The 21599-nt window shown below is 59.7% G+C and carries 16 protein-coding genes and 5 pseudogenes; 7 read left to right on the forward strand and 14 right to left on the reverse strand.

Annotated features, from left to right (window positions below; genetic code table 11):
- Positions 1 to 119 precede the first annotated feature (119 nt).
- The 6 genes and pseudogenes from EN990_RS03885 to EN990_RS03905 all read left to right on the forward strand — a co-directional run.
- On the forward strand, positions 120 to 500 hold the full coding sequence (locus EN990_RS03885; protein WP_199489649.1) for a transposase: 381 nt from the start codon (positions 120 to 122) through the stop codon (positions 498 to 500).
- Positions 497 to 849, forward strand: a pseudogene (gene tnpB / locus EN990_RS03890) (IS66 family insertion sequence element accessory protein TnpB). The gene EN990_RS03885 and the pseudogene tnpB overlap by 4 nt, the downstream one beginning before the upstream one ends.
- A gap of 69 nt (positions 850 to 918) precedes the next feature.
- A pseudogene (locus tag EN990_RS03895) lies at positions 919 to 2236 on the forward strand (IS66 family transposase); the annotation flags it as partial.
- A gap of 49 nt (positions 2237 to 2285) precedes the next feature.
- On the forward strand, positions 2286 to 2588 hold the full coding sequence (locus EN990_RS35395; RefSeq protein WP_063169337.1) for a hypothetical protein: 303 nt from the start codon (positions 2286 to 2288) through the stop codon (positions 2586 to 2588).
- A complete protein-coding gene (locus EN990_RS03900) occupies positions 2575 to 4638 on the forward strand; it encodes a recombinase family protein (protein WP_063169338.1) in 2064 nt (687 codons plus the stop codon). The genes EN990_RS35395 and EN990_RS03900 overlap by 14 nt, the downstream gene beginning before the upstream one ends.
- A 28-nt stretch (positions 4639 to 4666) precedes the next feature.
- Positions 4667 to 4859, forward strand: a pseudogene (locus tag EN990_RS03905) (transposase domain-containing protein); the annotation flags it as partial.
- Positions 4860 to 4903: 44 nt separating this feature from the next.
- Here EN990_RS03905 and EN990_RS35980 read toward each other — a convergent pair.
- The 7 genes and pseudogenes from EN990_RS35980 to EN990_RS03940 all read right to left on the reverse strand — a co-directional run.
- Positions 4904 to 5241 (reverse strand): annotated as a pseudogene (locus EN990_RS35980) (IS110 family transposase); the annotation flags it as partial.
- A gap of 88 nt (positions 5242 to 5329) precedes the next feature.
- The gene (locus EN990_RS03915; RefSeq protein WP_127262115.1) at positions 5330 to 7195 is read right to left on the reverse strand and encodes a CocE/NonD family hydrolase; all 1866 of its coding nucleotides are present in this window, start codon (positions 7193 to 7195) and stop codon (positions 5330 to 5332) included.
- 134 nt (positions 7196 to 7329) lie between these two features.
- Positions 7330 to 8331 (reverse strand): ABC transporter ATP-binding protein, encoded by a 1002-nt coding sequence (locus EN990_RS03920; RefSeq protein ID WP_063169341.1) that lies wholly within the window; start codon positions 8329 to 8331, stop codon positions 7330 to 7332.
- Entirely contained in the window at positions 8324 to 9334 is a 1011-nt protein-coding gene (locus tag EN990_RS03925; protein WP_063169342.1) for an ABC transporter ATP-binding protein, read from the reverse strand. The genes EN990_RS03920 and EN990_RS03925 overlap by 8 nt, the downstream gene beginning before the upstream one ends.
- Positions 9331 to 10263 carry an ABC transporter permease gene (locus tag EN990_RS03930; protein WP_063169343.1) on the reverse strand — a complete coding sequence of 311 codons (933 nt, stop codon included), beginning with the start codon at positions 10261 to 10263 and terminating at the stop codon, positions 9331 to 9333. The genes EN990_RS03925 and EN990_RS03930 overlap by 4 nt, the downstream gene beginning before the upstream one ends.
- On the reverse strand, positions 10260 to 11249 hold the full coding sequence (locus EN990_RS03935) for an ABC transporter permease (protein ID WP_063169344.1): 990 nt from the start codon (positions 11247 to 11249) through the stop codon (positions 10260 to 10262). Before EN990_RS03935 ends, EN990_RS03930 begins: the two co-directional genes overlap by 4 nt.
- Positions 11246 to 12925 (reverse strand): ABC transporter substrate-binding protein, encoded by a 1680-nt coding sequence (locus EN990_RS03940; RefSeq protein ID WP_063170379.1) that lies wholly within the window; start codon positions 12923 to 12925, stop codon positions 11246 to 11248. Before EN990_RS03940 ends, EN990_RS03935 begins: the two co-directional genes overlap by 4 nt.
- A gap of 715 nt (positions 12926 to 13640) precedes the next feature.
- On the opposite strand from EN990_RS03940, the pseudogene EN990_RS03945 reads away from it, so the two are divergent.
- Positions 13641 to 14711 (forward strand): annotated as a pseudogene (locus EN990_RS03945) (IS5 family transposase).
- Positions 14712 to 14959: 248 nt separating this feature from the next.
- On the opposite strand, the gene EN990_RS35740 reads toward EN990_RS03945, so the two are convergent.
- The 7 genes from EN990_RS35740 to EN990_RS36595 form a co-directional block, all read right to left on the reverse strand.
- Positions 14960 to 15628, reverse strand: coding sequence for a hypothetical protein (locus tag EN990_RS35740; protein WP_176477193.1), 669 nt, complete (start codon positions 15626 to 15628; stop codon positions 14960 to 14962).
- 562 nt (positions 15629 to 16190) lie between these two features.
- Complete coding sequence (gene ehuA / locus EN990_RS03955) at positions 16191 to 16967, reverse strand: ectoine/hydroxyectoine ABC transporter ATP-binding protein EhuA (RefSeq protein ID WP_063170381.1); 777 nt, start codon at positions 16965 to 16967, stop codon at positions 16191 to 16193.
- A 119-nt stretch (positions 16968 to 17086) separates the two neighbouring features.
- Positions 17087 to 17755: an ectoine/hydroxyectoine ABC transporter permease subunit EhuD gene (gene ehuD / locus EN990_RS03960; RefSeq protein WP_063169345.1), complete on the reverse strand. Its 669-nt coding sequence runs from the start codon at positions 17753 to 17755 to the stop codon at positions 17087 to 17089.
- Complete coding sequence (gene ehuC / locus EN990_RS03965) at positions 17752 to 18423, reverse strand: ectoine/hydroxyectoine ABC transporter permease subunit EhuC (protein ID WP_063169346.1); 672 nt, start codon at positions 18421 to 18423, stop codon at positions 17752 to 17754. The genes ehuD and ehuC overlap by 4 nt, the downstream gene beginning before the upstream one ends.
- Before the next feature lie 59 nt (positions 18424 to 18482).
- A complete protein-coding gene (gene ehuB / locus EN990_RS03970) occupies positions 18483 to 19355 on the reverse strand; it encodes an ectoine/hydroxyectoine ABC transporter substrate-binding protein EhuB (protein WP_082826582.1) in 873 nt (290 codons plus the stop codon).
- Between the two features lie 224 nt (positions 19356 to 19579).
- Complete coding sequence (locus tag EN990_RS03975) at positions 19580 to 20701, reverse strand: alpha/beta hydrolase (protein WP_063169347.1); 1122 nt, start codon at positions 20699 to 20701, stop codon at positions 19580 to 19582.
- Positions 20702 to 21471: 770 nt separating this feature from the next.
- Entirely contained in the window at positions 21472 to 21597 is a 126-nt protein-coding gene (locus EN990_RS36595) for a GMC oxidoreductase (protein WP_348628041.1), read from the reverse strand.
- Between the last annotated feature and the right edge of the window lie 2 nt (positions 21598 to 21599).

Raw genomic sequence — 21599 nt, forward strand, 5'->3', positions numbered from 1 at the left:
CACCTTTCGGGAGTGGTCGCGATCTGTGAGGTTGCCGATCCTGTATTGGGATCGGAGATCGGCTTGTGTCTGGACTTGACCTTACGCTTGACCCGGAGCGGCAGCTTCGGCGTTTCGAGGTGATCAACGGTGCCGGCGGTCGGCGTCACTGGTCGGTGGATGACAAGGCGCGGATCATCGCAGAGACGCTGGAGCCGAATGCGATCATTTCCGAGGTCGCCCGCCGTTATGGTCTCAGGCCGCAGCAGGTCTTCGCCTGGCGCCGCGAAGCGCGCAAACAGGCCGCTTCGGTGCAGCAAGATTCTCCTGCCTTTGTGCCGGCGGTTGTGGCGGCGGCGGAACCTGCAGCCAGCCGTTCACCGAAGCAGCGGAAACGGCAAGCCACCCGAGATGCCGGCATGATCGAGCTTGAGATCGACGGCATCGCGATGCGCGTCGGCCGGGGCGCCGATACCAAGACGGTGGCCGCAGTGATCCGCGCGCTGAAGGCGACGTCGTGATCGGGCCGACGGGTGCGGTCAAGGTCATGGTGGCGACGAAGCCCGTCGACTTCCGCAAGGGTGCGGAGGGATTGGCGGCGCTGGTGCGAGAGACAATGGGGGCCGATCCGTTCAGCGGGGCCGTCTACGTCTTCCGGGCGAAGCGGACTGACCGGATCAAGCTGATCTTCTGGGATGGCACCGGGGTTTGCCTGCTAAGCGTTTGGAGGATGGGGAGTTCCGCTGGCCGAAAGTGCATGACGGCATGATGCGGCTGACGGCCGCGCAGCTCTCGGCGCTACTCGAAGGTCTCGACTGGCGGCGAGTCCATGAGGCGCGCCGGACCCGCGTGCCAGCCCAGGCGGGCTGACCCGCGACGAAGTGAATCAGCCTAGATTCCGCTGTCGCGGGCTGTCGGCGAATATGGTCTGATCCGTTCATGGCGATGACGGCTGACCAGCTTCCCGACGATCCGGACGCGCTGAAGGCGATGGTCCTGGCGCACGACGTCGAGAATGCCCGTCTGATTCAGATCATCAAGGAATTGCAGCGTCACCGCTTCGGCCGGCGTGCCGAGACGCTCCCCGAGGATCAATTGCTGCTGGGGCTCGAAGAGGCGGAGCAGATCGAGGCCGCCGGTGAGGAAGAGAAGGAGCAATCTGCTCCCGCCGAGCGGCAAGCAAAGGCCACGAGGCGCCGGGCCAACCGGGGCGCGCTGCCACCCCATCTGCCGCGCGTGGAGATGGTCGTCGACATCGAGGACCATGCCTGCCCATGCTGCCGCAATGGCTTGCATCGGATCGGCGAGGACGTGAGCGAGCGGCTCGACATCGTTCCGGCGCAGCTGCGTGTAATCGTCGTGCGCCGGCCCAAATATGCCTGCCGCGCCTGCGAGGACGTCGTGGTTCAGGCTTCCGGCGCCGGCCCGGCTGATCGAGGGTGGTCTTCCGACCGAGGCAACGGTCGCCCAGGTGCTGGTCTCAAAATATGCCGATCACCTTCCGCTCTATCGTCAGGCGCAAATCTACGCCCGGCAGGGTATCAATCTCGATCGCTCTACGCTCGCCGACTGGGTCGGCCGCGCCGCCTGGCACCTGCGTCCGGTGCATGAGCGGCTGCTTGGCAAGCTGAAGTCCTCGGCAAAACTCTTCGCCGACGAGACGACCGCGCCGGTGCTCGATCCCGGCCGCGGCAAGACTAAGACAGGTCAACTCTGGGCCTATGCCCGCGATGACCGACGATGGGAGGGGAGCGACCCGCCGGGCGTCGCCTATGTCTATGCGCCGGACCGAAAGGCCGAGCGTCCGATCGCTCATCTCGCAGGCTTCACCGGAATCTTGCAGGTCGACGGCTATGGCGGCTATCGCGTGCTGGCCGACAAAAGCGGCGTCACGCTCGCCTTCTGCTGGGCGCATGTCCGTCGGCGCTTTTATGAACTGGCAGCAGCCGGTCCCGCGCCGATCGCCAGTGACGCGCTGAGACGGATCGCCGAACTCTACAAGATCGAGGATGACATCCGTGGCCGATCGGCCAACGAGCGCCGCGCGATGCGTCAGGACAAAAGCCGCGCCATCGTCGCCGATCTCGAACCCTGGCTGCGTGAGAAGCTCGGCCTGATCAGTCAGAAGACCAAGCTCGCAGAGGCAATCCGCTACACGCTCTCACGCTGGGAAGGCCTCTCGCACTTCCTTGACGACGGCCGCATCGAGATCGACAGCAACACCGTCGAACGCTCGATCCGTCCGATCGCAATCTCGGGGTCATTCTGCCCATGTTGGGCAGGAGGTCGAAGTCCCGTGCGCAGCAATGGATCTGGGCTCCCCGCGCGCGTCGCTTGCTGCACTGCTTGAACTGAACAAGCTCTTGATCCAGCGCCGTTTCCGGCGAGGCTCTCCGGATGGTTTCATCATCGGGGAGACTCAAAATGAGAACCTTGCCGCCACCGACACGATCTCTCGTGATCGTTCGCCAGCTCAGCATGCGCTCGACTCGCACAAGCTAGTCGGGCTGAGCGCAGCGCAACGAACGATCGTGATCGCCCGGCTCGCCAATGTGCTGATGGCCGCCGCCGGTATCGTGACGGAGGAGAGCCGCGATGACGAGCCGTAATCTGATTCCGGCCACCATCCTCAAGCGCAAGGCCGTTGTCTATGTACGTCAGTCCACGCAGGCGCAAGTGCAGCTCAATCTTGAGAGCCAGCGTCGGCAATATGAGCTGGTCGACGTCGCGCGGCGCTGGGGATTCCGCAAGGTTGAGGTGATCGACGAGGACTTGGGACGCACCGCAAGTGGAGCTGTGGAACGTCCCGGTTTCGAACGCCTGGTCGACGATCTGTGCACCGGTCATGTGGGCGCTGTGCTTTGCCTGGAGGCGTCCCGCCTGTCTCGCAACGGACCGGACTGGCATCGGCTGCTCGAGTTGTGCGGCGAAGTCGATGCACGGGTGATCGATCTGGACGGAGTCTACGATCCGGGACTGCCGAACGATCGCCTGCTGCTCGGCATGAAGGGGAGCATAAGCGAGTTCGAACTCGGGGTGCTGCGTGCTCGCATGTACGAAGCTGACCGCGCCAAGGCACAGCGCGGCGAACTGCGCATCTCTGTGCCCTTCGGCTACGTCTGGCACCGGGATTACGGTCTCGGGTTCGATCCCGATATACGCCTGCAGGAGACCATTCGCCTGATATTCGCGCGTTTCCGCGAACTCGGCAGTGCCCGCCAGGTCCTGATCTCGATGATCGACGATGGCGTGCATTTCCCCAGACCCTCCGACGGCAAGAAGATGGTGTCCTTCGCCTGGGTTCCGGTCCGCTACCGCAACGTGATCTCCGTCCTGAAGAACCCGTTCTACGCCGGCGCTTATGTCTATGGTAAGAGCGAGAAGCGCACCGAGATCGTGGATGGCCGCGTCCGCAAGAGCTATGGTCATTACAAGCCGGCCAGCGATTGGGCGGTGGTGCTCAAGGAGCATCACGAAGGCTATATCGGATGGAGCGAGTACGAACGGAACCAGGAACTTCTCGCCGCCAACGCCTATGGCAAAGCCGGCGGCGTCAAGTCGGGCCGCGGCGGTCGCGCGTTGCTCCCGGGTCTTCTCTCCTGTGGTCGATGCGGGCGAAGACTGGTTGTCACGTATGCCGGACGTGGCCAAGGTTACCCGGTCTATCGTTGCGAGAACACCATGATGGCGCAGGCGCGATGCATGTCGTTCAACGGCTTTCGCACCGATGCGGCGGTGGCCCGCGAAGCCTTGGAGGCGGTTGCGCCGATGGCGATCGAGGCGGCGTTGGAGGCTGAACAGATGCAGCTGGAGAGCGAAGCCAGGCGGCGGCAGATGATCGAGATGGACCTGCAGCAGGCACGCTATGAGGCATCGCTCGCCGAGCGCCGCTACGCCGCCTGCGACCCGGAGAACCGGCTTATAGCGGCCCAGCTCGAGAGGAACTGGGAAGCTAGGCTCAGGCGCGTGGAGACCTGCGAGGCCCGGCTCAGTGAAGTCCAGCGTATGGAGCCTGTCGACGCGATCCCTGACTTCACCGGCCTCGCCCAGGATCTCGAAGCCGCCTGGAATGCGCCGGGTGTCGATATGCGGTTCCGTCAGCAACTGCTGCGCGCGCTCATCAAGGACATTGTGGCGGACGTCGATGACGACGCGCGCGATGTGATCCTGACCATCCATTGGCATGGGGGCCAGCATTCCCAGGTAAGGGTTCGCAAGTCCAAATCCGGAGAGCATGGCCAGAGTACGCCTGAGGAGGCTCTGGCGGTCATGCGATCCATGGCAACGCGATGGTCGGATGCCGAAATCGCCGCCACACTCAACCGCATGGGCATGAAGACGGGTCAGGGAAAGACCTGGACGGCGCGACGCGTCCAATCCCTGCGCACGGTGCACAAGATCAGCGGCTATCGGTCTTCCGACAAGAACGGCGAGTGGCTTACCATGTCGGACGCGGCCGCGAAGCTTGGCGTGTCGCACGTCAAAATCCGCCGGTTCGTCAGGGACGGCATATTACCAGCCGAGCAGGTCATGCGCGGCGCGCCCTACCAGATCCGCGCCAGCGACCTTGAAGATGAACGGATCAAGGCCGATTTGGCGCGCAAATCTCCGCGTATCATCAACGACGATAATCAGAAATCGCTGTTTCCCGCCATTTGAAGAGGGGGTGCATAATGAATCAGTCTTCGCGCTCAACCGCAAGAACGCGCTCTTCGCAGGCTCTGACGGCGGCGCCGAACACTGGGCAGTCATCGCCTCGCTGATCGAAACCTGCAAGCTCAATGGTGTCGAACCGCTCGGCTTATCTCGCCGATGTCCTCACCAGGATCGTCAACGGCCACCCCAACAGCCAGATCGACGATCTCCTGCCTTGGGTCTACATCAACAAGCTCGAGCTCAAGGCCGTGGCCCGAGAATACCGCTTACTCTTGACATGCACGGGCCGGAACAGGTTAACCCGCATATCTGCGCGATGCCGCGAGCATGGTTGCGGTCGGTCTTGTTGACCTGTGCCTTGAGAACGCCTTGGAATGACGGGGCTCGATACAGGTCACGTAGTCCGGCTGCCGCCAGACCAACCATTGGGATAAGGGGCCGGCTTCAAGCCTGATCCGGGCGAGATTCCATGCGGGGTTCTTCAATGCGTCAGCAAGATCGTCCGGATGACTAGCAACCTTCATCTCTCGGCAAATTCGGCGCCCTTCTCACGATGCAAACGGTGGTCTCTTTCACGGAGACGTCCAGTCCGGCATAATTTTTCATGCTGCGCTTCCTTTCCTGATGCTTGTGGCTGTTCACACAGACCACGTTTTGTCATCATCTCGAAGCGCAGCACTTCAAAACAACCCGTTCAAGGCGGGGGGCAAAGCCGAATACCACAATCTAAACACCTAGCGATGCTGTTCAAATTCGCCTTGCCGGCATGGGACCCCATCGCTGTCATCACAGGAAGCAGTACGTGGGAGGGGAACTGCTCGCAGTGATGAATCGTGTTCCGAGCCACTACCCATTCAGTTTCGTCCCAGTTGTTACCTCCCGTATTCAGGTTGCGGTCGAACCGCGGGAAGGCCGAACTAGTGATTTCCAGGCGAATTTGATGGCCGGCCGGAAACCAATTACTTGTGGCGTCGAGATCAATCTCGATTTTGCATATAACGCTCGGTTCCATGAAAACAGCCCGATCAAAGCCCTCGCGATAGCGGACGCGCAGTATCCCGTCCACCACGTCAATCGCACGGCCATCGGGATGTACGTCCAACAGTCTGGCCACGAAGTCCGTGTCCGGGGCCGAAGAAGAGACGAAGAGGACCGCCCGGACAAATCCGGTAACCTCCATGCCCTCTGTGAGGGGCGGTGAAGTGAAGCAGAGGACGTCTGGACGAAGCTGGACGTCCTGGTAATCGCGGGGTCCTATAGTAGTTCCACTTGACTTCCCGCCGTCCATCCCCAAGAACGGCGCCGGATCCCCAGGGTCGTAGGTAAACGTGTCAGCCGGCTCGTCGGCACTCGGAGGCTCTACATCAAGAGTCCCGTCGCCTAGACGGGTCGCGGCATTCCCGCCGCTGCGGAGGAACCAGTGCTGCAGTTCCACACCAAGAGGGGGCCATTCTGACGCGGCACGCCACTCGTTGCGACCCATCACGTAGTACTGGACGCGGGGCATTCCCTCGATCCGGTCGGGCTTGTCGTTCAGCCAGCAGTCGAACCAGTCCAGGTAGATCTGCCAGCAATCCAGGCGCGCGTCGCCCAGCTCGCGCTCGCCGATAACCGTCGGGGCTTTGAGACTCTCGGTGCCACAATGCGTGGCTGGCGACAGAATGATATGTTGGTGATCGCGTGCCGCCGGGCTCAATCCGCGAGCACTAAAAACGCGCTGCTGGTGAAGCGCGTCGGCAGCCCCCACGTCGTACCACGAGTTCACGAACAGGGCTGGGACGTCGATGGTCGAGTCCTCGCTAAGCATCCCATTCCGATCCCCCCAGGGATCGCCTGGGTCACGCGAGACCCAGTCCTCCCAGTCAGTCGGCGGTCCCCCAAGGCTCTTAAGCATGTTGACGAGCGGCAGCGACGCGAAAGCCCGCTGATACTCCTCATCGCTTTTCGGTTGCACTCGGGACCGGTCCTTCGCTGCGGTTTGGTGGAACCAGGGGACAAACGCGGCAACCTCCACCGCACCGCCGAGACGGAGATCCCCGTTGCGATATCGCCCTCCGGCAGAGCCGTTCGCGCCGCCCGATCCCTGCGCAATTGCGCATCGGTGGGCTGGATGGCACAACTGCGCCAGCAAAACCTGCGCGATACCAAGCGCCGAGCACCCATATGTGCCCACGCGTCCATTCGACCATGGCTGCTGCGAAATCCAGGACAGCGTGTCATAACCGTCGTCCCCTATATGTTCCCTAGCGTATACGCCGCCGGAATCGAAGACGCCACGACGCTCCTGCACAAGTACAGCGAACCCTTGTCCAGCAAACATTCTTGCCACTTTGTGGCGAGGCTCAACCGGACAGCGATAGGGCGTCTTACCGTATTGAGTTCGGATAAGGATTGACCCGAGTTCCCCAGTGTAACCAATAGGCCGATACAGGTCCGTGGCGAGCTCAACGCCGTCCCGCATTGGAACGCGCAAGCCGGTCTGCAAAACCACTTCGTATCGCGGCGTTGGCGGTTTAATCGGGCCTAGTTCATTACACACTTCAGAGTGCCTCCCAGACATTGAGACTGATTCAAGATGGAGTGGCCAATTTCGACGGGTCTCAGCATTCTATCTGCATGGTGGTGTTCCAGCCCACCTGCCTGTGCAATACCAGATGGAATACGCTCATTGGGGTGGCGCTGATTGCATGCCTTTCACTTAGCGAGCCAGCAGGCTGACAGGTGCTGTGGTCCAACTTCGATCGCCGGCGGCTCCTCAGCTTTGCAACGGTCGAAGGCAAGCGGGCAACGAGGATGGAAACGGCAGCCCTTCGGCACGCGCGCGGCACTTGGAACCTCGCCCTGCAGGGCCGGCAACTCGGCGCGACCTGCGTTGCCGCCAATCTGCGGTGTGGCGTTGCGCAAGGCGACGGTATACGGATGGCGAGGGTTGAATGTGATCTCGTCGGCGCTACCAATCTCGACCAATTTTCCAAGATACAAGACCGCAATCCGGTCGGCGATCAGCCAGGCAAGGGGCAAATCGTGGGTGATGAACAGCAGCGCCATGTTGTGCCTGTCGCGCAAGTCAACCAGGACCTGAAGAATCTGAGCGCGTATCGAGACATCGAGCATCGATACAGGTTCATCAGCAACGATGAGTTCCGGCCGGACGGCAAGCGCTCCTGCAATCACGACGCGCTGGCGCTGCCCGCCGGATAGCTCGTGCGGGAAGCGGGCGAAGAAATCGCCGGGAGGATTGAGCCCAGCGGCCGCAAGCGCTTCACTCACCCGGTCGGCGAGTTGAGTGGCGTTACCGACCAGCCGCAGGGACTGCAACGGCTCCGCCACGATGTCGAACACGGTGTGTCGCGGATTGAGGGCCTGATAAGCGTCCTGGAAGATCATTTGCACGCGACGCCGGTACGGACGTAGAGCCGAGAAGCCCTCTACCGACCTCATGTCGCGGCCTTCGAACAGCATTCTGCCGCCAGTCGGCTTGGCAAGCTTGGTGATGACGCGGCCCACAGTGGTCTTGCCGCTTCCCGATTCGCCGACCAGGGCGACGATCTCGCCCCGCCCGACGTTGAGGTCGATCCCGTCTACCGCGCGCATGGCGCCGACAGATCGGCCCAGGACACGGTCGAACAGACCGCCCTGGATAGGAAAATGAACTTGCAGGCTCTCGAGACGCAGGATGCCGGCAGTGTCAGGCATGAACAGCGACCTTGTCTTCTTGCGTCAAGGACCGGTGAAGGTGACAGGCGACACGTCCCCGCCCGAACTTATTGAGGCTGGGGACTTCGGTCGCGCACCCCCCCATGACCGACGGGCAACGCGGATGGAAAGCGCAGCCCGAGGGTCGATTCACCAAGTTGGGAGGATCACCCGGTATTGGCCGGATCATCTTTTTGCCGCTCGCTGGGTTCGGGATCGATTCGATCAGCTGTCGGGTGTAGGGATGTTTGGGCTGGGCGAAAATCTCGGCGACAGTGCCATCCTCGACGATGCGGCCCGCGTACATGATCATTACGCGATCACAACACTTAGCCACCACAGAAAGGTCGTGGGTGATCAAAATCAGGGCGAGGCTCAACTGCGATCGCAAGTCGCCTAGCAGGTTAAGGATCTGAGCCTGAGTGATGACGTCGAGCGCTGTGGTGGGCTCGTCACCAATGATAATCGAAGGTCGACACGCGAGCGCCATGGCAATCATCACCCTTTGTCGCATTCCGCCCGACAACTCGTGAGGGTAGGCGGAACCACGATCCGCCGGGATGCCGACCAGTTGAAGCAACTCACTTCCCCGCTTGGTCGCCTCGCCCCGCGACATGCCGAGCTTCAGCATGCATGGCTCGGCGATCTGCTTGATAATGCGGTGAACAGGATTAAGTGCGTTCATCGCGCCCTGGAAGACAACGGACGTTTCGCTCCAGCGATGTGGCCGCATCGCCGCATCATCGTCGATCGGCAGTCGGTTGCCACGATAGCGCACTTGGCCGCCGCTGACCCGCGCGTTGGGTGATAGTAGACCAGCGATCGCCATCGCGGTCGTGGTCTTGCCACTGCCCGATTCTCCGACGAGGCCCACGGCCTCTCCGGCTCGGAGCGCGAAGCTTACGCCGTCGATTGCTCGCAATGAAACGCCCTTGAGCCCATAATCGACAGAGAGCCGGTCTATTTCCAGAAGCGGTGTTTTGTCCTGGGAGGAGCTGGTCATGGGATCACCCTCCGCCGTGGATTGAACGTGTCGTCAAGGGCACTGCCAATCAGGACGAAGCTAAGCGAAACCGTGAGTACGCACAGTCCTGGGGCGCCGAGGTACCACCAGGCTCCAGCACTGGCCGCGCCGGCGCGCTGAGCGAGCGAAAGCAAAGTGCCCCATGAAGGCTGCAACGGGTCCCCGAGTCCAAGGAATGAGAGCGATGTCTCGACATAGATTGCGCTGGCGACCACCAGCGCACCATTGGCTGCGATTTGCGGCACGAGATTGGGGAGGATGTGCCGCACCATGATGCCGAAATTACTGCTACCCGCAACGCGCGCACGATCAATGAATGGTCGCTCCTTAAGCGACAGTGTCTGACTCCGGACGATACGTGCAACAAAGGACCAGCTTGTCATGCCTATAACGACAATGATCACGAAAAGAGAAGGACGGAAGCCCAGGATTTCTCCACCGCGCCCCATCACCTCGAGAACCACGGGTGTAATGACCAGCGCCAGCACGAAGGACGGCATGACAAAAAAGAAGTCTGTCAAGCGCATCAGCCAGACGTCGACCCTGCCACCATAGTAGCCAGCGGTCGTACCGATTGTAGTCCCAACGACGAGGCTGATCACAGTCGCGAGTAGCGCAATCGTAAGCGAGATCCGGGCACCATGGAGGACCAGATTGAGCACGTCCCGCCCGATTTCGTCCGTGCCGAGCAGATGCTCGCCTGATGGGGGTGCGAGGAAATCGCCAGTTGCATTGATCGCAGTCTGGAGCGGTCCCGCCAGAATATTGGGGACCGCTCCCACAACAAGAAAGAATACCAGACATACGAGGCCCACCTGAGCACCGCCATAGCTGAGAAATTGACGCAGAAAGCCTTTTATTGCGCGCGCCCGGCCTCGCGGGCAATATCGAACAATATTGTCGCTCATTGTCGGACCCTCGGATCTAGAAGGCTGTAGGCAAGATCGGCTACGAGGTTTGCGAGAACAATTGAAACGCCAAGCAACAGGAATATGCCTTGAAGGACTGGGTAGTCCCGTGCGTTGAGTGCTTCCACCGTCAGCCCGCCGATACCCGGCCAGGCGAAAACGGCTTCGACAGTGATGGCCCCGGCGACCACATAGCCAATATTGAGGGTGATCAAGGTCACGACCGGTAGCATTGCATTGCGAAATGCATGACGCATCAGCATTTGACCGTTGGTCAGCCCTTTCGCCCGTGCGGTTACCATGTAATCCTCGGTGAGTACGTCACTCATTGCGGCACGAGCGACGACGACGTACTGGCCGATTAGCCCAAGCGCCACCGCAGTGGCGGGAAGCGTGAGATGTTGCAGGTAGTCGAGGAACGAACCAAGAGAGCCCGTGATCAGGCCGGGCGAGTATGCACCATAGCCCGGGAGCCAACCCAATGCCGTGCTGAAGATTACCACCAGGATCATGCCGAGCCAGAAAGCCGGCGTAGAATAGAGCGCCAGAGAGGCTCCGGTTGCGATACGGTCGCCGGCTCCTCCCCGGCGCCAGCCTGCGTAGATCCCAAGCATCACCCCAATAACGATTGCCATTATCTGAGCAACCCCGACTAGGACTATGGTGTCCGGCAGGCGTTCCGCTATCAGGTCTGCGACATGCCTGCCCCTGAACTTGAAGCTGTAGCCGAAATCGCCGCGGAGTGTTGCCGACAGGTAGTCGACCGCCTGGTCCGGGAACAGCGGCCGGTCAAGGCCCCAACGTTGGTTCTGCGCCTCAATCTGCTCGGCGGTGACGCTGACGCGCGCCCCGCCAAGCAAAAGAGATGCAGGGTCACCTGGAATAACTCGGAATAGGATGAAGTTCAGGACTGCCACCATCAGGAGGGTTATAGAGGCCCTGACGATGATGCGCAGGATGTGACGGCTCCCTCCCCCTCCGTTCACGGCGCGGGCACCGGCTTCAAGCGATCGAATGGGAAGTAGCTGTCCATCGACATGATGCCTTGCTTTCCCCAACCCTCGAAGCAATCCCTCCGGTGGGCTTCGAGCAGGGTGGGGTAACATAGTACGATGTAAGGCGCTTCAGTATAAATTAGTCGCGCTGCCTGGTCGACCAGCTTTTGGTTTTTCTTGAGGTCAACGGTGACCTGCACCTCCGCGAACAGTTTGTCGAACTCCGCATTCGTCCAGTACGCCTTGTTCTTGATGCCGATGGAATTGCTGCTGCCGAAGATGAGCAGGTCTTTAGGTGTTGGGCCTTGCCAGGTATCGGAAATGAGCAGATCCCACCCTCCGCCGCCTTTCGCCGGAGCTGCGGCGCGGGCGCTCAGCGCACCGGAGTCGAGCCGAGTCACCGATACAGGGATACCGATTTGCTCCAACCAGCCAGCGATAAACTGCACTGCCGCGACCGGCATCTCTATATTTGCTGAAGGTCCAGACACCAGCTCTAGCTGGAAACTCTTCCCGTCCTTGTCCTCCCGAATGCCATCGCCGTTCGTGTCCCGGTACCCTGCGGCGTCAAGCCGGCGGTTGGCTTCGGCGAGATCGAAGTGGCGCCTGATGTCGTTCAGATCTGAATAGTAATCGGCCGCCACCGGCATTGCGAGTCCGACACCAGGGTCGGCGTGTCCGCGCATGGCTCGATCGACGATGGCCTTCTGATCGATCGCGTAGCCGAGCGCATCGCGAAACGCCGGATCCTGCAGAGCCTTGGTGCTACCTGCGCCATCTCCCGAAGCGGTGTTGAAGGCGAGATAGGTTTTCTGAGCTATGCGGGATTCACCGACTACAATGTCGGGATCCTTCGAGAGATCAGCCCACTGGGCGGACGTCAGGTAGTTGCCATAATCGAGTTCCCCGCTCTTAAGACCTTGCGCAATCGGATCGGCGGCATCGAAGGACCGCAGGATCACCCCCGCGATTTGGGGCTTCCCCGTACGGAAATAGGGGTTCGGCGTCAGGCGTGTAAACTGGCCCTGGTGAAACTCCGAAACGATCATAGGTCCCGTACCCACCAAAGGCGGATCGTTGCGGAAGGTTACGCGTGCGTCAGCATAGCTGATGTCCTTCCAAATGTGCTCGGGAACGATCATTATGATATTGTCTATTGGCCAGGTCGCGGGGAACTTGGTCACGATCTGCAAAGTCTCGTCGTCGAACGCTTTGATGGACTCGACGTTCTCAAGACCGCTGGTGCTGTTCCACCCGACGTTTAGCTCGTCGGGCTTGCCTATGGAATCGTGCAAATAACTATAAGTGAACGCCGCGTCCCTAGCGGTAGCAGGCTGGCCGTCCGACCACTTCATGCCGGGCCAGATCTTGAAGGTCCAAGTGAGGTTGTCGTCGGCGACGGACCAAGATTGGGCAAAGCCCTTTCGATCGTCGTATCGCTGGGCGTCTATGCAGACCAAGAAATCATAGCAAATAGCCAAGGGCCAAAAGGAGCCCCAAGTGGCGAAGGGGTTCATCGAATCAGGGCCTCCACCCAGTCCGCCGATTCGCAGGATGCGATCGTCGCACGACGAGGCGAACGCCCTCGAGTTAATCCCCCAAGGGGTCGCCGAAATCGCCAGCATTGCCTTCATAAGCGCACGACGATTATATGAGTATTGGCTCATTTTATCCTCCCTGTTTGCCGGCTTTATCATCACTTCATGTTCACACGACCACGATGATCTACGGCCTCAACCCGGAACATCTGGCTTCCTTTTGACGGAAGCTCCACAGTCCCCTCATTCCAGATAAGTAGCAGTGCCCAGGGGGGTGGTTCCTGCAAATTGGCCGCTGTGCCTGCATGAATCCGGCGTTTTTCTCGATTCTGGGCACAGCTAGCCAGAATTAAAGTCGATTGGCCGGTTCCAGCTCCTGGCGGCGCCCACGGACAATTCGCATATAGCAAACGAGGCAGTCATTCAGGTTCTGTTCGCGACCTCGGGTTGGAGGGTCCCGTCGAGCCGCAAACGCCTTTATCACGGATGTGTGATGTCGGAATGTCGATGCCGAAATTCCAGAGGATATCCTCTTCCGGCACACGACGGTCTAAGAGGCGTTCGACAAGCTGCGCGCCGCGCAACAACACGGAGCTTGAGCCGCCCGTTGAAAAACGATGTAAACGCTGATGGATCTCCAGCCTGATGCGTGGCCGCCAGCTCGTCGACCGTGAACTATCCGCAAGCCATTGATCTGGCCTTTTGATTGAGGCGGATAGCGTCTTTTGAATTGCAGGATTAGCGGTATTTGGACGCTGTTTTCCTGCAATTCGGTTTTGCGATTCCCTTGTGCTGCGGAGCGTGATTCACTCGGTTCGGCGGCGGCGAATCGAGGGGACGGCGAATGTCCAAGCCACGCGAGACGGGAGAGCAGGACCTGTTCCGCTCCAGGCTCGATCAGATCATCAACATGAAGCAGGCGATCGACCGGCCGGTGCTGGAGGAGCGTTTCGGCGCCGTCTATTCGGACGGCCCCGGCATGCCGCCGCTGCCGACCCGGCTGATGGCGGGGCTGGCGATCCTCAAGCACACCTTCAACCTGTCGGATGAGGTGCTGTGCGAGCGCTGGGTGGAGAACCCTTACTTCCAGTATCTCACCGGCGAGACGTTCTTTTGCCATACGCTGCCGTTCGACCTCTCGTCGATGACGCGCTGGCGCAGCCGCATGGGCGAGGAGCGGATCGTGGCGCTGTTGCAGGAGAGCCTCAGCCTTGCGGTCAAGACCGGGGCGATGAAGCCGGCCGACACGCGCCAGGTGATCGTCGACACAACCGTGCAGCCGAAGAACGTCATGTTCCCGACCGACGCCAAGCTCATCAACCGGGCGCGCGAACGGCTGGTGCGGCTGGCCAAGAGGGAAGGAGCTCCATTTGCGCCAGAGCTATCAGCTGGCGCTGATCAGCCACCAGCGCTATGCCCACGCCAAGCAGTTCAAGCGGGCCAACAAGGCGCTGCGCAGGCTCAAGACCTATCTCGGCCGGACCATTCGCGACATTTCTCGCCAGATCGCCGGCGATGCGGGGCTGGACGCGCTCTTCAAATGGCCGTTCTACCAGGCCGCCACCGTTCTCTAGCAACGCCAGCGCCAGCGCGGCCGCAAGATCTACAGCCTGCACGCGCACGAGGTGGAATGCATTGGCAAGGGCAAGGCGCATATGCCCTACGAGTTCGGTGTGAAGGTGTCGGTGGCCACCACGCTGAAGCGCTCCAAGGGCGGCCAGTTCGCCCTGCATGCAAAAGCGCTGCCCGGCAATCCCTATGACGGCCACACGCTGGCAAGCGTCATATCGGCCACATCAAGAACGAACACCGCATGGGCCGCAACTACCTCGCCGGCCAGCAGGGCGACGCCCTCAACGCCGTCCTGGCCGCCGCCGGATACAACTTCTCCCTCCTGCTCAGGTGGCTGAAGTGATTTTTGTGGCCCTTGATCGCCCTGCTTCAACTCCGGCCGAAGTCGGTCGCCGCTTAGCGTCTGGATCACGGTCGACCAGCACGAGTTCCAAAAATCCAACCTGCATCTCAGGCACCGCGTCCTGACCTCGGAAATCGAGGATCCAGTCTCGACAGAGTATTCGACAAGATGCGGACGTGTGTTACAATAACGAGCCGCAACTCATACCAGACATGAGCTCATATTTTGGGATAGTGGCCTCCAAGCGGTCAAGCCACGGACGCGAATGTCATCCGATAAAGGGTCGCGGCGTCATAGATGGGCAGTCCTGTCCTACGACGGATTGCTGACGTCACCATCGGGAACAATGTACATTCAAATAGGAGGGCGGCAATCCCCGGATGTGCGGCGCCAAGTCGCGCGACACAGGCTGCAACCTCCGACTCCATTTCAACAACACCAGCCGGCCACGCGTCACCTTCAATGCCGCCGATGACTACTCTTGCCTCTGCGGATGAATCTATGCCCAGCAGCTCTTTGCCGCAGTGTCTTGAGTCTGCGGCCACAACGGCGAGCTTTGCGTCAGCTGGAAGCTGCCGGAGTAGCGTGGGCGCCAGTAGCAGGCTCGACATGGCCACCGGGACTTCGACAGACGCGGCCACTGCAGCCTGGTACCGGATACTGAACCCGCAGTCCCCGGTTATCGCGACTGCTCCGCGCTCGACCAACCGCCTGGCAGCTGCAATGTAGGCCGGCTCGAGAGAAGCATCACCGGGAATGACCCTCTCCTCCAAAGCCCCGGCCGCGGTCTCTATTATAATTGGGAAGTCGAAAGTTGCCGGGTTGAAGACCGACTCCGGTTGCGGTGGCGGAAATTCACGAGGCGGAAGTCCGATCTCCAGCCCAATAATTCCGAGGGCCCTTTGTTGAGTTGTCACGGAAGCATCCTTCTTCTGGAAGCAGCTAAGATGGTGATTTCGGCAGCAAATGCCCATCACCTGCGCGATACAGGTTCTCTCTGAATGCACGAATTTAACAGCGTCGAAACGGCTGTTTCAGAGAAACATGCCTTTCCAGGCGCAGTAAGTCGGCATTGTTTTGGTGCATTCGCATGAAAGCCGTAAAAACTGGGAAACCGCAGAACGCTTGTGCGACCCTCCCCGGGCCTGTAGGATACCGGGTTTGCGTCCGCCGTCAGACAATCGTGTTAGGGCACTTTCCAGAGCCCAGATGCCCTGAATGGCAGATTGAACGCACATCAGATCTTCAAGCTCGCAACTGCCGAACGGGCAGCGCTATTTACCTAACTCGACCAATCTGGGGCTTGGACCGGACGATCCTAGTTATGCAGTCCTGAATGAACTGGGGCAGTAACCTCGACATCAACCCGGCCCTGAAAAACCGCGCGTAGGTTCGTCGCAGGGCAGCCTGCTCCGAACGGACCAGTTCCTGCCCGGAAGCCACCCACGGGATAACTCAACTAGCGGCACAACCCGCAACTCACCTCGTCTCCAGCACCGCATTGAGAAACTGCTGCGTTCGCTCGTTTTGCGGATTGCCTAAAAGCTGGCTGGGCGGGCCTTGCTCGACAATCTTACCGCCAGAAAAGAAGCACACGCGATCGGAGAACTCCTTGGCAAAGCCCATCTGGTGCGTGACCATCAGCATTGTGAGGTCATGTTCGGCGCTGAGCTTGCGGATGACGTTGAGCACCTCTCCAACCAGTTCCGGGTCAAGCGCTGATGTCACCTCGTCAAACAGCATCACCTTGGGCCGCATGGCCAACGCCCGAGCGATCGCCACGCGTTGCTTCTGGCCCCCGGAAAGCTGGATCGGGAAATGGTTCTTCTTGTCGCCGAGGCCCACCAAGTCGAGCAGCTCTGCCGCTCGGGCCTCCGCCTCCTTCTTCGAGAGCCCAAGGACGGAGATCGGCGCCTCCATGCAGTTCTGCAGAGCAGTCATATGCGGGAACAGGTTAAAGTGCTGGAACACCATACCGATCTTGGCACGCACGCGACGGAGATGACGCTCGCTCGCCGGCACTATTTGGCCGTTCTTCTGCGTATGCGTCAACGGTTCACCGTCGACCCATATCACCCCCCCGTTGATGTGCTCAAGCGTCATCAGCATGCGCAGAACGGTGGTCTTGCCCGAGCCGGACGGACCAATGATGGACACCTTCTCGTTGCGTGCGATCTCGAGATTGAGTTCGTCCAGCACCGTCAACGCGCCGTAGCGCTTTGTGACGTTCTCGAAGCGAACTATGGGTTCGTTCATGACTTTTTCGCTGCGCCTGATATCGAGGTCAAGCTCGTCCCGCCTGGCTGATGCCCTAGGGCGCTTCGTGAGATCGTCCTCGAAGCGAAGCACAAATTCGCTCATAGTATAAGGCCTCCCTATTGCAGATGGTAGCGGCGGTTGAGCCAGACGCGGACCGACTGCACGATAGCGGAAGCAACCAAGCTGAACACGTAGTAGAAGAAGCCGCACATAGTGATCGCTTCTATGTATCGATAGTTATTGCCCCCGAAATTTTTCGCCTGCTGCAGCATCTCGAAGATCGAGATTGCCGCCAGGACCGGCGTGTCCTTGAACATGCCGATGAAGTAATTGCCCAGAGCTGGCACCATGGGCGGGATCGCCTGCGGCAGAATGATTGTTCGCCAGGTCCGCGTTCGCGAAAGGTTTAGTGCCGTACAGGCCTCCCACTGGCCGCCATCCACATTCTCGATGCCGCCGCGGAAGACTTCGGAACAATAGGCTGCATAGTGGATCCCCAGCACGCCAACTCCCGCCGTCCAGGCAGGAATGAAGATTCCGATCTGCGGACCAACGAAATAGACAAAGAACAACTGCAGCAGCAAGGGCGTTGAACGGATAAACTCCACGATCTCCGCCATGGTGGTCGAGACGTAGCGGTTTGGCGACTGGCGAATCATCGCGAAGACAAGACCCAATATCAGCGCGATCGCAAACCCGAGCAGCGTAGCCTCAATGGTGACGATCGCTCCCTGATAGAGATATGGGAAAGCCTCCCATACGTAAGACCAATCCCAGATCTTCAAGCCACCTGCTCCCGAACGAAACCGCGCGAGACGCGGCGTTCCAGCCAGCGCACGAAAGGAGTGATGAGGGCGCGCGCGATGATGTAATAACCGAATAGTGCAACCGCAAAGAACAGCATATAATCGCCAGTTGCGTCGGCCGCCTGCTTGGCGGCGCTAGTAAATTCGGGAATGGTGATGAAGAAGACGAGCGAGCTACCCTTAAGCACATCGATGAGCATGTTACCCCAGGTCGGCAGCATGGCGCGCATTGCCTGTGGGAGGATAATACGCCGCATCATGGTGAGCCGCGAAAAATTGAGCGCTGTAGATGCCTCATACTGGCCCCTATCAACGGCCTGAATGGCGGCGCGGACATACTCGGCTGCGTAGCCAGAGGCATTCATTCCGATCCCCAAAATTCCGACAGTCCACGGCGACAGGAAAATACCGAAAATCGGCAATACAAAGAACCACCAGTAGAGCTGAACCAGCATGGACGTCCCGCGGAAGAATTCGATGTAGGCGATACTGAACCAGCGCAACTGCCGACGGGGAGAGACTCGGGTCAGGCCCACGAAAAGCCCAAGGACGATCGCTACGACGCAGGCGCCAAGAGTGACGATGACCGTAGTCATGACGCCCTTGGTGAGCACGGCAAAGATAAAGCTGAGATCGACCTTACTCATATGCCCTCCCCACTGACCGCCTACCGGCCAAGGGCCGGGGAGCGGTCAGACGCATAGCTTCAGCCCTTGCAAAGATCAGCGGTCTTGCTGCCATCCGGGAGATCGCGTTTGGTGTAACCATATTTGCCGACCGCGGCCATCATTTCGTCAGAGCCAATATAGTCTTTCAACACAGCATTGAACGCGTCTACCGCAGCCTGTTCGCTGAGCGGGAAGGCTATGGCGGGATGTTCATTCGGTCCCGGCGGGGTATACGGGTCAGCCACCTCAATGCTGGGATCCTGCTCGGCAAGAGTCGTCGCGTTCAGACTATAGAGCGAGCCGGCAGCGGCGCGGCCGGCCTTTACAGCCTGTACGACCTCGGGCGGTCCGGCGACCTGCATAACCTTGTCGTCAGGGAAACCTAATTTCTTCGCCTGCTCGACTGCGGTGGTACCCGTCATGATGGCCAGGGTAAGCCCCTTCTTCTGAGCGTCATGGAGGGAATGCAGCGCTTCCGGATTGCCCTTCGGCACGATCATCGAATCATTGCTCGATGCGATCGGTTCGCTGAACAGGACGTTGCGGCACCGCTCCGGCTTAATCCACATGCCGCCCGTGATGATGTCAAAGCGACCAGCCTGGAGGCCCGGGACAAGGGAACCCCAATCGGTTACGACCGGCTCGATTTTGGTCGTTCCCATCTTTCTCAGAACGTCCAGTGTCATCACATTGACCAGGCCAAGCGGCTCGTTGTTCGCACCAGGATAGGCACTGGGAGGCTCATTGGTGAAGCCAAGACGGATCGTTTCTCCGTTCTTAATCTTATCGAGCAGCGACTCCGCCGAGGCCGAACCGGCAAAGGACGAGATTGTCATCGCCGCCAGGCCGAGCGCGGCAATCCTCTTCAAGATTGCAGCCTTAAAGCATTCGTCGAGTTTCCACTTGACCACTGGTTAGTCCTCCGTTTTCGCATCGCCGATGGTCTCCCGATATGCCTCGGGAAAAGACCATTGCATCATTTGTTGAGCTTGTAGTCCGGCGGTTCCCATCATCGTGTGAGCTGCAGGGTCCCCACTTAGGTATAGATTCCTCCAGTCGATCCTTTGCTACGCCACTTGTGCATGCTTCGTGAGCGTAGCAGCGCAGCTGTGGTGCTTTGTGCGAGAAATGCAAGTTATTCGCAGAAATTCGGTGATTTTTGGGTGCATACGCACATTTCCGTCATCCCCGTGGTTCGTTGGAAGTGAACAATCGCGAGCTGTGGTATGGCCAACTGAGGCACACCACGTCTTGCATGACTCCTGCCCTGCCCGGTTGGATGGGCGCCACCGCCTGGGCTATGCCCTTGTTGCCATGGCAGGGCACAAGTTCGTCGTATGCGACACGCCGCTGAGAGATTCGCCTCGGAGACGCTGGCCCGAGCATTGTTCCCGTCACAGTTGATCATTCGTGCCATTGACGGATGAGTCTGTTCACGGCTTCGCTCCGGATCAACCTGGACGGAATCGCCGGCATTATTGAGCAGATGGAAATCTGAATTCCTGATCAGCTTCGCCAGGTTGATCCCTTGCTCCGGCGTCGCGGTAGGGTCGTTCTTGGACCAGATGATCAACGTCTGGGCCTGAAGCTGATCAAGGTAGGGGAAGATATACTTCTGCTGCAGCAGTGGATAACGATGCAGGTTTGTCTCGTCTTCCGGCAATCTCTGCCAGATCTCCCATTGTCCCCGAGCCGCGGCCCGCCGATAGGCTTCTCGCTCGGCGCATTCCACATCCTGCCCGTGGGCGCGGCAGCTTTTCCGCCGTGCGGTGATGTATTCCTCTTCGCTCGGCATCGGGCCGGAACAGCCGTAAGCCTGCCGGCAGGCCTCCAGCCAAGCTTCGTCACGGTCATCTCCGAACGCCGGCGACACGGAGTTAGCGGTCAGCAGGACAAGCTTAGAAACAAGATCGGGACGCACGATCGCGACCCGCGCGTCGACGAATGATCCTTCTGAATGGCCGACTAGCGTGATCTGCTTCAAACCCAGTTGTTGGAGGAAGCTAATTACATGATTCACACGACCGAGCCGGTTAATGTATTTGCAGTCAGCAGGATAATCCGTTCCCCCAAAATGGAGTTGATCAATCGCTACTACCGTAAATTGATCGGATAGCCCGTTCAGCTGCCGAACAAAGGAACTCTTAGCCTCTGCACGGAAGCCCGCCCCCTGCAGGAAAACAATCGGCCTACCAGCTCCGTTCTCGCAGTACGATGTCTCGACACCATCAACCGATACGCGATGCTTGGTGATCATCGGTTCCTCGGCAAAAGGAGGGGCATCAGGTCGGCATTGCGACATGCGAGATGGACTGCCATTGCTCACTCCTGAGCGTAGCAGCCTCACATGCCACGTTGCCGAACTATCTCGTCTGAATACCGGAAATCGGCACCCCGGAGCCTCGCGTCTTGTCACTTTGCTCTGTCGTCGCCCAGCCACTGCGGCCGGGAGCCTTTTAGGTGCATGGGTGGCATTCCCCGCAAGATTTCAACCCTTGCACAGGTCGCCGGTCTTGGTGCCGTCCGGCAGATTGATTTTGGTGTAGCCGTATTTTGACCGACTGCATCATTTGGTCGGAGCCGATATAAGTATTCAATACCTCGTTGAAGGCATCGACCGCCTGCTGATTGGGCAGGAAGGCGAGACTTGGGTAGCCGGCCTTCCCAGCCGGCGGGGTGAACGGATCTGCCATTTCAACGCTGTCGACCTTGTCAGCGAGCTCCTTACCGTGAAGTAGTTTAGCGACCCCGCCGCCGCGCGGCCGACCTTCACTGCCTGCAAGAATTCGGCCTGGCCGGCGACCTGCATGACACGATCCTCCGGAATGCCCGCGTCTTTGGCGGTCGTGACCGTGTCGGAACCGGCGGTGGTGACCAGCGTTAGGCCCTTATCACGAATATCGTCAAAGGAGTGCTGGTCTTTTGGGATTGCCATTCGGCATGAGCAGGGCTTCGGTGAACTTAGCAAGCGGCTCGGTGAACACCACATTGCGGCAGCGCTCCGGCAGAATGTACATGCCGCCTGGCCTAGCTCCGTCTGCCGTCTCTCAAGGTTGTGTCGGCCAATTTCTCAGCCACCATAATCGTCGGAATGTTTGTGTTCGCCCGAGGGCAAAATGGCATGACGGAAGCGTCGGCGATCCTCAAACCCAAAA

Origin of the sequence: Mesorhizobium sp. M7A.F.Ca.US.005.03.1.1 (assembly GCF_003997975.1) — a bacterium.
Taxonomy (GTDB): Bacteria; Pseudomonadota; Alphaproteobacteria; order Rhizobiales; family Rhizobiaceae; genus Mesorhizobium; species Mesorhizobium ciceri.